The 7,793-nt window shown below is 39.0% G+C and carries 11 protein-coding genes; 7 read left to right on the forward strand and 4 right to left on the reverse strand.

Going from position 1 to position 7,793, the window contains the following annotated elements:
* Positions 1–120 precede the first annotated feature (120 nt).
* Both DW039_RS20105 and DW039_RS20110 read left to right on the forward strand, forming a co-directional pair.
* A complete protein-coding gene (locus DW039_RS20105) occupies positions 121–687 on the forward strand; it encodes a phosphoribosyltransferase (RefSeq protein ID WP_005868760.1) in 567 nt (188 codons plus the stop codon).
* 1 nt (position 688) lies between these two features.
* Positions 689–1,303: an SLOG family protein gene (locus DW039_RS20110; protein ID WP_005868759.1), complete on the forward strand. Its 615-nt coding sequence runs from the start codon at positions 689–691 to the stop codon at positions 1,301–1,303.
* Positions 1,304–1,496: 193 nt separating this feature from the next.
* Here DW039_RS20110 and DW039_RS20115 read toward each other — a convergent pair whose 3' ends face one another.
* Positions 1,497–2,660 carry an IS4 family transposase gene (locus DW039_RS20115; RefSeq protein ID WP_005868407.1) on the reverse strand — a complete coding sequence of 388 codons (1,164 nt, stop codon included), beginning with the start codon at positions 2,658–2,660 and terminating at the stop codon, positions 1,497–1,499.
* A gap of 436 nt (positions 2,661–3,096) precedes the next feature.
* Here DW039_RS20115 and DW039_RS20120 point away from each other — a divergent pair, with 436 nt between their 5' ends.
* Together DW039_RS20120 and DW039_RS20125 are read left to right on the forward strand one after the other, a co-directional pair.
* On the forward strand, positions 3,097–3,546 hold the full coding sequence (locus DW039_RS20120; RefSeq protein WP_005868755.1) for a DUF3791 domain-containing protein: 450 nt from the start codon (positions 3,097–3,099) through the stop codon (positions 3,544–3,546).
* Positions 3,543–4,025, forward strand: coding sequence for a DUF3990 domain-containing protein (locus tag DW039_RS20125; protein ID WP_005868753.1), 483 nt, complete (start codon positions 3,543–3,545; stop codon positions 4,023–4,025). Before DW039_RS20120 ends, DW039_RS20125 begins: the two co-directional genes overlap by 4 nt.
* Positions 4,026–4,369: 344 nt before the next feature.
* Here DW039_RS20125 and DW039_RS20130 read toward each other — a convergent pair whose 3' ends face one another.
* A complete protein-coding gene (locus DW039_RS20130) occupies positions 4,370–4,567 on the reverse strand; it encodes a hypothetical protein (RefSeq protein WP_007564664.1) in 198 nt (65 codons plus the stop codon).
* A 331-nt stretch (positions 4,568–4,898) separates the two neighbouring features.
* Here DW039_RS20130 and DW039_RS20135 point away from each other — a divergent pair, with 331 nt between their 5' ends.
* From DW039_RS20135 to DW039_RS20145, 3 genes are all read left to right on the forward strand, one after another.
* Positions 4,899–5,234: a single-stranded DNA-binding protein gene (locus DW039_RS20135; RefSeq protein ID WP_005868751.1), complete on the forward strand. Its 336-nt coding sequence runs from the start codon at positions 4,899–4,901 to the stop codon at positions 5,232–5,234.
* 169 nt (positions 5,235–5,403) lie between these two features.
* Entirely contained in the window at positions 5,404–5,742 is a 339-nt protein-coding gene (locus DW039_RS20140) for a helix-turn-helix domain-containing protein (protein WP_005868750.1), read from the forward strand.
* The gene (locus tag DW039_RS20145; RefSeq protein WP_005868749.1) at positions 5,739–7,016 is read left to right on the forward strand and encodes a type II toxin-antitoxin system HipA family toxin; all 1,278 of its coding nucleotides are present in this window, start codon (positions 5,739–5,741) and stop codon (positions 7,014–7,016) included. Before DW039_RS20140 ends, DW039_RS20145 begins: the two co-directional genes overlap by 4 nt.
* A 157-nt stretch (positions 7,017–7,173) precedes the next feature.
* On the opposite strand, the gene DW039_RS21025 is transcribed toward DW039_RS20145, so the two are convergent.
* Together DW039_RS21025 and DW039_RS20150 are read right to left on the reverse strand one after the other, a co-directional pair.
* Entirely contained in the window at positions 7,174–7,335 is a 162-nt protein-coding gene (locus tag DW039_RS21025; protein WP_005868748.1) for a hypothetical protein, read from the reverse strand.
* A gap of 218 nt (positions 7,336–7,553) precedes the next feature.
* Entirely contained in the window at positions 7,554–7,751 is a 198-nt protein-coding gene (locus DW039_RS20150) for a hypothetical protein (RefSeq protein ID WP_007564676.1), read from the reverse strand.
* Positions 7,752–7,793: the final 42 nt, after the last annotated feature.

The following is a 7,793-nucleotide window of genomic DNA, read 5'->3' on the forward strand; positions in this document are numbered from 1 at the left end:
TGGGGCATGAAAGCTCAAAAAAAAAGTCGGCAGAAAGAAAAGGCCATCCCGGAAAGGGGTTTAAAAAAAGGTCTTTAAATCTAGCTGAAGCATAAGTTTAATTTTAATAGATAAAAGACTATGGCACATCAGAGTAAATATCCTAGTTTAGACAGACAATGGCATAAGATGATGTTTTCTTTCTTTGAGTATCTTCCTATGCAATATCGGCAGGCAACGGAAAGAGAATGGCAAATTCGTAAGATGATATGGAGTTTTAAGGATGGAAAAGCTTATTTGAATATAGCTTGGATGATAGCGAATAAGTTACATCAAGTTTTTGGTGATGATGTTAAGAATATTGTTTTTGCTTGTGTTCCGGCTTCTTCCGCTGATAAGAATGAACTTCGTTATAAGGGGTTTGCTTCGGCTGTGTGTAAGTTTTCAGGTGCTATCAATGCGTATGAACATATACGTGTCAGTGGAGATCGTTTGGCTATTCACGAGAAATTTGACAGCAAGTCGCTTCAAAAAGTACAAGTGATAGAATTTGACAAGGACTTTTTTCGGGGTAAGAAAATCTTGGTATTTGACGATATTTTAACAAAAGGGTTTTCGTATGCTCGTTTCGCATGTCAGTTGGAAAAAATAGGAGGTGAGGTTTTGGGAGGTTTCTTTTTAGGTAAAACAGTTGTCCGTATGTTATAAGATGAAAGAAAAAGAGAGTTATATAGAGAAGCAGAAGGATATCTTTGGAGATACTACTTGGTTCACTTATCGTTATGAGGTGAATGGAATGGTGTATGAAACTTCGGCAGGTTCGTTGGATATATGTAGAAAGGCACGTGATAAATGGATGAAAATGATGTCCGTTGCTTTTACCGGTCATAGAACGATACGAACAAATAAATATGCTTTGTCCGTATCGTTGAATGAAGAGGTACGTTTCTGCTATGAGAATGGAATCCGTTTTTTCTATATTGGTTGTGCGGTTGGATTTGACATGATGGCTGCTCATACCGTACTTGAACAAAGGAAACAATATCCCGATATGGTTTTGGTGGCGGTTGTTCCTTATGTCGGGCAAGATGTGTATTTCAACAAAGAGGACAAACAGAGGTATGCTGATATTTTGCGCCAAGCCGACAAGGTGGTAGTTCTATCCGAATATTATTATGCCCAATGCTATGCCCACCGTAATGATTACATGATTTCACACGCCTGTAGGCTGATTGCCTATTGGGATGGAAAATCTGCCGGAGGAACTTCTTATACGTTTAACAAGGCACAAAAAAAGAAATTGGTGATATACAATCTGTTTTGATTCAGATTGTATATCGTTGTTTTCCAGCGGTATGATCAAACGTGGCGATGTCATACTGTCTGGTTGCTGTAAGTGCTAATACTTCCGATGCAAAAGAGAAAGACACAATAAATATGAAAAGCAATGATAGATGAATTTTACTTAATTGTTTTACCTTTGTAAAACATTAGTGTCCCATTAAAATTGGGACGAATTAAAAATTAAATAAACTTGGCCCATTTGGTCCGAATCGTTCTTTGTCATTTTGAAATTTAGTTTTATCAAAGAGGTCTCTCAGATGAGTCTTATCAGTCAATGAGATGCTCAGTATTTGTAACACTTCATATGTACTTCTGTTCAGTTGCATATCGTGTTGAATGATTGCCACCAAACAGTAAGCGCATATAGCAGCATATATCTGTATTCGAACAGCATTCTCTGTAGTTCCCCAAAATCTTTTGATTTTAAGGTGCTGCTTGAGCCATTTGAAAAACAGCTCTACCTGCCAGCGATTTTTATAAAGTTCAGCAACTTGAAGCGCAGATATATGCATCGCATTGGTTATGAATGTAAATTCTCGTTCTTGTTCTTCATCCCAATATTTAACCAATCTAAGTGGCTCTGGATAATATTGTTTAGGATAGAATCCTGTCAGAAATACACTTGCGTCTGAAAGCACATTCTTAGGCAGCCTACGTTTCCATTGGATGGATTTGTACCCGAGATTCTTTTTTGCTCTGACAACAAAGTAGGCTTCAATTTGATGAATTTTATACAGTATTTTGAAGTTGTTATAACCGCGGTCAAAGATGTAATAAGAGCTTGGTTCATAAGGAATTTCAATCATAACTTTAGAATCGTGTACGGATGCTTCCGTGATATGAAAGAATGCAGGAATCTGTGTTTCCACATCATATAATGTATGCACTTTGATACCACCTTTCTTTTTGCGGAATTTTGCCCACCAAAAGACTGAAAGGCACAGGTCAATAGTAGTCGAATCGAAAGCATAAACGTTACCGCCAAGTTTGAAAATATGATTAGCACACTTTTGTCGTGCTTCGCTAACCAGGTAGTAAGCATATTCTTCAAAGATGTGATAGTCTCTATCTTGATTTGCTCTTGCCAGCGATGACTTTGATACATTTTTACCCATTCCTAAATGATAACATTTGGAATGATGAGCTTCAAGAGCAACTATCAAATCTCGCAGACTTTCACGATTAGAAAGTTGACCAAACATCAAAGCAAGTAGTTGATTCCAGCAGGTGAAGTGCTTCACATATTTATCACCATCATACTTGGTGACTATGCGGTTAAACTTACTTCGATTCAGAAATGAAGCCAATTGAGCGAAAACGTATTTGTCTTGGAACATATGCCATCGGATTAATCTGATGCAAAGCTACAAATTCAAGTCCGTTCGCTCGGAAAATCGCTGTAACTAACTAAATTTCAAATATTTCAAAGAACTCTTTTAGATTTTAATGGGACAACAATGTTTGTAAAAGGTAAAACAATATGCGTTTTTCAGATACAGAGAACAATATGACCTTTTGCATAGGTGTGTGTTGGTTAGGAACTCCAAATATGGAGTCGTTGCAGAAAATAATGATGAACTTGAATATTATTGATAAGGATGGAAACAATGGAAGCTAATGAACTGATGCGATATGCCTATGAATTACTGCAAGGGCATTCGAATGAAGAATGTGCCCGAATATTAAGAGAAGTGGTGGCCGAGTGTCAGGTGTGTATAAAGAACTGTGAAGAAGGTGTTTTCGAAAATATGCTAAAGTAATAACAACAAGAATATGGAAATTACTCATAAAAATCAAGGAGAACTTGACTCAACCATGCTCCCATTCGTGATGAGAGAGCTGGTAGAACTGGTCATGAAGAAAAAGGCATTGCCTTTAGGCGATGCACTGTATTATATATATTCTTCCAAGTTGTATAAATCTTTGCTGGATAAGAGTACCAAGTTATGGTATTCAAGTACATTGTCGCTTTATGAAACATTGGAGAAGGAAAAAACAGAAGAAAAACGACGGTATAACGGTGACACGAAGATCCTGCTTTTCAAGATGTTCTGCATTGAGAATTATAGGGAGGAAAAGAAACAAAGTGCGGAAGAAACCTTGTTGTTGTTTTCGGACTATGGGGTTTTTGATTTTTTGGATGAGACTTTTGAAATGCTTCATACCCAAGACCCCGAATATATATTAGATACTATAACGACTTATATCAATAAAAGAAAATGAGACTATTTCATGGATCTACAGTTACCGTGAAACGCCCTAATATACAGAAAGGACGGAAGGCTACGGACTTTGGGAAGGGATTTTATACGACAACCAACTTTGAACAAGCAAAAAAATGGGCTTTGTTGAAGAAGAACAGGGAACAGAGCGAAAAAGCAATCGTCTCTGTTTATGAAGTTCCCGATGATATTCTTGATAGGGAATATCCGGTTCTTCGGTTTATGGGTGCGACAAAAGAATGGCTGGAGTTTGTTGTCAACAACCGCAGAGGAAGAGAAAACGGTGACTATGACCTAATAATGGGGCCTGTCGCAAATGACCAGTTATATGCGACAATTCGGCTTTATGAACAGAGAGTTGTTACGGCTGAAGCCGCTATTGAGATGCTGAAAGCGCATAAGTTGTTCAATCAGCTTTCATTTCATACGGTAACAGTCGCTTTGTTGTTGAAGTTTGTTGAATCAATTGAAGTGGGGTAAAGAATATGTGAAGTGAAAATAGGGGGAAGTTTATCCCCCAATGGTAAGGTTGTTTTTTGCGTCCACTTAGTTTTTTCCCACCCACCCTTTCAGCGGAGTGACTGCCCGGCAGTCTGTTGCTTACCCATATGTCCTAGCCTTTTAGGGCTGTAGATAGGTAGTTGGATATTTCGCTGCCAAATCGGCAGTCCGCTTCAATCGTTTGCTTGCTTTTCTCCGAGTGGAGCCTTTCTGCTTTTCCGGTGGTGTAATCTTCTTTTATTGGAAACAGGTGTAGTGGCTGTATGCCTGTGTGGTTATGTTCTCCCGCAGAATCCGCAAGTCAGTTCTTCCGTTGCAGCTTTTCATTTTATCGTGCAGTCACTTTTTTCGATACGTGGAATATGATATGCTTCATTCTTCGGCTTCATTTTTTTAAAAGGAATTGCAGATGTTTCTTCCGGTGTGTCGATAGGCGGCTGACCATCTTTTCGGGATGTGCCATGCTTGCTGTCTAACCGGTTGTTTTTTGCATCCTTTCCAAACCTGTTACTGATTTTCAAGTTTTGTCTTTTTCATATCATTTTTTAGGGAAGTCAAATCATTTTCCGTTGCAAATATAGATTGTTGCTAACCCCTTTTACGGGGATAAGGGGACGATTCACAAACACCACGTTGTTATTCGTCTGAAATCTTCCTTTTTTTGCCTTGCATAAAAAGCGTATTTAACCCGAATTATTTGCTGCCATCTTCACCAATAAAAAAGTTACAAATCTTCCTTTTTCCGGCCAGCATAAAAAGAGTATTTATATCTTTTTTCATGGTGTCCCCCAAAGCCAACAATCAGTTATTGCACTGTAAAATTGATTAATTAACTTCTAAAAAATCAGAGATATGAAAAAGATTGAAAATTCATTCGCAGTAACAGGCAGGATTTGTAGGGATGCAGAAATCCATTTATTCGAAATAGTAAAGGTTGCACACTTCTCTATTGTGGTCAGTCGCATAGGCAAGATAAATGAAGAAAAAACATTTGTTTCCTCTGTTATGAAAGTTGAAGCCTGGAGTAAGATGGAAGACCGCTATGCTTTTTGGATACTGCAAAAAGATGTACTGATTACCGTTGAAGGCTACTTTAAGCCGGAAGAATGGACGGATTCTAAAAGTGGGGAGAAACGTAACCGCATTGTGATGGTAGCTACTAAGTTCTACCCGACTCCGGAAAAATAAGAACCCCCGGACTAAAAAGAAAAAGCAATCAAACGATTGAAGCGGCACAAGGTCGCTTCAATCGTTTGCTAATGCGGCAGAAGATTATAAAAAAAGTGTTTCTTAATTTGGTGATTTTCAGATTTATCGGTATTTTTGTATCAAAAATGATACCTAAATATGTTTTTCTATGAAAAGATTATATGATACATATACAATATACGAATTTTCAGATGAATGTATTGTAAAGGAAATCTGCAAGAGAGTTAAGTCTATAAGACTTAGCTGCTGTTTTTCCCAGCAAGAATTTGCGGATAAGGCAGGAGTATCTATCGTTACTATTAAGAGAATAGAATCTTGTAAAGTAAGTGATATTGCCCTAAGTACATTGCTTAAGATTTTGCGTATAAGTGGAACTCTTGAAGGCGTTGTCGGTTTGGTTCCGGAACTTCCAGACTCCCCTTTCCTAATCAATGAAAAAACAGGTAAAAGAATACAAAGAATTAACGGTAAACGTAAGATGGTATGAAGAAAGAGCCGATTATAGTGAATGTATATCTGTGGGGGACTTGCATTGGCAAATTGAATTGGGACTTTGAAAAGCATTGTTCTGTATTCCAATTTACGGATGAATATAGGAAACAAGATTATGATATATGCCCTTCCACACACCCTAAGAGAACCCCTTTGTTTGCGTCTTTCTATGGGAATAAAGATAAATTATATCAAGGGCTTCCGGAATTTCTTGCAGATGCGCTTCCTGACAAATGGGGGGCTTCCCTATTTGACCAATGGCTCACGGATAATAATATAAAGGTTACGGAATCATTGCCTCTATTGAAGCTCTCTTATATTGGCAAGAGGGCTATGGGAGCATTGGAATTTGAACCGGAATTTAATGATGATGCCATCCATGAGTCAGTAAATATGTCATCATTGGCAACTTTGGCTTCTAAAATATATAATGATCGAGATGCTGCTGTCATATCACCGGAGGATAGCCTCACGATGAAAAAGTTGATATATCTTGGAACTTCTGCCGGTGGCATGCGCCCGAAGGCAGTGATTGCCTATAATCTCGAAACGGAAGAGTTTCGTTCCGGCCAGGTGGATTTGCCTGAAAATTTTAAGCAGTATATCATCAAATTTAAAGAAGCAGATGACTCTCCTACCACAGAGATAGAAATGGTATATAGCGAAATGGCAAAGGCGGCGGGAATCAACATGATGCCATGCTTCCTGAAAGAAATTGATGGAAGAAATCATTTCGTAACGGAAAGATTTGATCGTAAGAATGGAGAAAAGCTCTTTAGTCAGACCCTTGCGGCCATTATGCCGGGTGCAGATGATTATATGAAGCTGTGTTGGATAGCAGAGACTCTGAAACTTCCCCAGGAAGACAAAGATCAGATATTTATCAGAATGGTATTTAATTATGTCGCAGGTATATCCGATGATCATAATAAGAACATATCGTTTATCATGGATAAGGCAGGGGTATGGCGTTTATCACCTGCATATGATGTAATGTTCACGGCAAATACATGGGAAAATTCTTCAGCACACATTCATTCGATGGGCGTGATGGGCAAAAGGTCTGCCTTGACTACAAGTGATTTCGTCAACTTTGCCGAGGATTTTGTAGAGGAGCCCGAAAAGAAGATATTACAGGTGTTCGATGCTGTAAGCAAATTTCAATCGTTATGCGCCACGTATGGCATAGATAAGGCTATATTTGATAAAATCCAACATGTATTGGATGGATTGGTCACTGATGATTTGGATTTGCTGCAATTAACTTAAAGAACAGTAGATGGTGATAGTTGCTCCAGTCTTTTCTGGAACGGCTTTCTTTTCTTTTGAGATCTTTATACCCCTATTTGTTATTTTGGAGAAAGTCACATGTTTCCCACCCACCCTTTCAGCGGAGTGACTGTCCCCGTTTCAGGATTTCTCATAGTCACTCGCAGGCTCCGTGATTGTGTGAAATCCAGGAATGGGGAAGGCAAAGGAGAGAGGCATATCCGGTCTGCTTTCGGAGCTTCGGCCACATCGAGACAACCTCTTTCCGGCGGCTATGCCACTCTCCTTTTATTTGCCCGGCAGTCTGTTGCTTACCCATATGCCCCAGCCTTTTAGGGCTGTATATAGGTAGTCGGATATTTCGCCGCTAAATCGGCAGTCCGCTTCAATCGTTTGCTTGCTTTTCTCCGAGTGGATGCCTTTCTGTTTTTCCGGTTGTATAATCTTCTTTTTCCGGAAACAGTTGTAGTGGCTGTATGCCTGTATGGTTATGTTCTCCCCGCAGAATCCGCAAGTCTGTTCTTCCGTTGCAGCCTTTCATTTTATCGTGCAGTCACTTTTTTCGATACGTGGAATATTGTATGCTTCATTCTTCGGCTTCATTTTTTTAAAAGGAATTGCAGAGGTTTCTTCCGGTGTGTCGATAGGCGGCTGACCATATTTTCGGAATGTGCCATGCTTGCTGTCTGACCGGTTGTTTTTTGCATCCTTTCCAAACCTGTTGCTGATTTTCAAGTTTTGTCTTTTTCATATCATTTTTTAGGGAAGTCAAATCAT

The organism is Bacteroides sp. AF39-16AC (genome assembly GCF_003602735.1).
In the GTDB taxonomy this organism is placed as follows: domain Bacteria; phylum Bacteroidota; class Bacteroidia; order Bacteroidales; family Bacteroidaceae; genus Bacteroides; species Bacteroides uniformis.

What these genes read in the sequence shown, in the direction of transcription:
- DW039_RS20145 (WP_005868749.1), top strand. Translation starts at nt 5,739, where the DNA reads ATGAAGAAAGAGCCGATTATAGTGAATGTATATCTGTGGGGGACTTGC.
- DW039_RS20115 (WP_005868407.1), bottom strand. Translation starts at nt 2,660, where the DNA reads ATGTTCCAAGACAAATACGTTTTCGCTCAATTGGCTTCATTTCTGAAT.
- DW039_RS20140 (WP_005868750.1), top strand. Translation starts at nt 5,404, where the DNA reads ATGAAAAGATTATATGATACATATACAATATACGAATTTTCAGATGAA.
- DW039_RS20125 (WP_005868753.1), top strand. Translation starts at nt 3,543, where the DNA reads ATGAGACTATTTCATGGATCTACAGTTACCGTGAAACGCCCTAATATA.
- DW039_RS20120 (WP_005868755.1), top strand. Translation starts at nt 3,097, where the DNA reads ATGGAAATTACTCATAAAAATCAAGGAGAACTTGACTCAACCATGCTC.
- DW039_RS20135 (WP_005868751.1), top strand. Translation starts at nt 4,899, where the DNA reads ATGAAAAAGATTGAAAATTCATTCGCAGTAACAGGCAGGATTTGTAGG.
- DW039_RS21025 (WP_005868748.1), bottom strand. Translation starts at nt 7,335, where the DNA reads ATGGGTAAGCAACAGACTGCCGGGCAAATAAAAGGAGAGTGGCATAGC.
- DW039_RS20110 (WP_005868759.1), top strand. Translation starts at nt 689, where the DNA reads ATGAAAGAAAAAGAGAGTTATATAGAGAAGCAGAAGGATATCTTTGGA.
- DW039_RS20105 (WP_005868760.1), top strand. Translation starts at nt 121, where the DNA reads ATGGCACATCAGAGTAAATATCCTAGTTTAGACAGACAATGGCATAAG.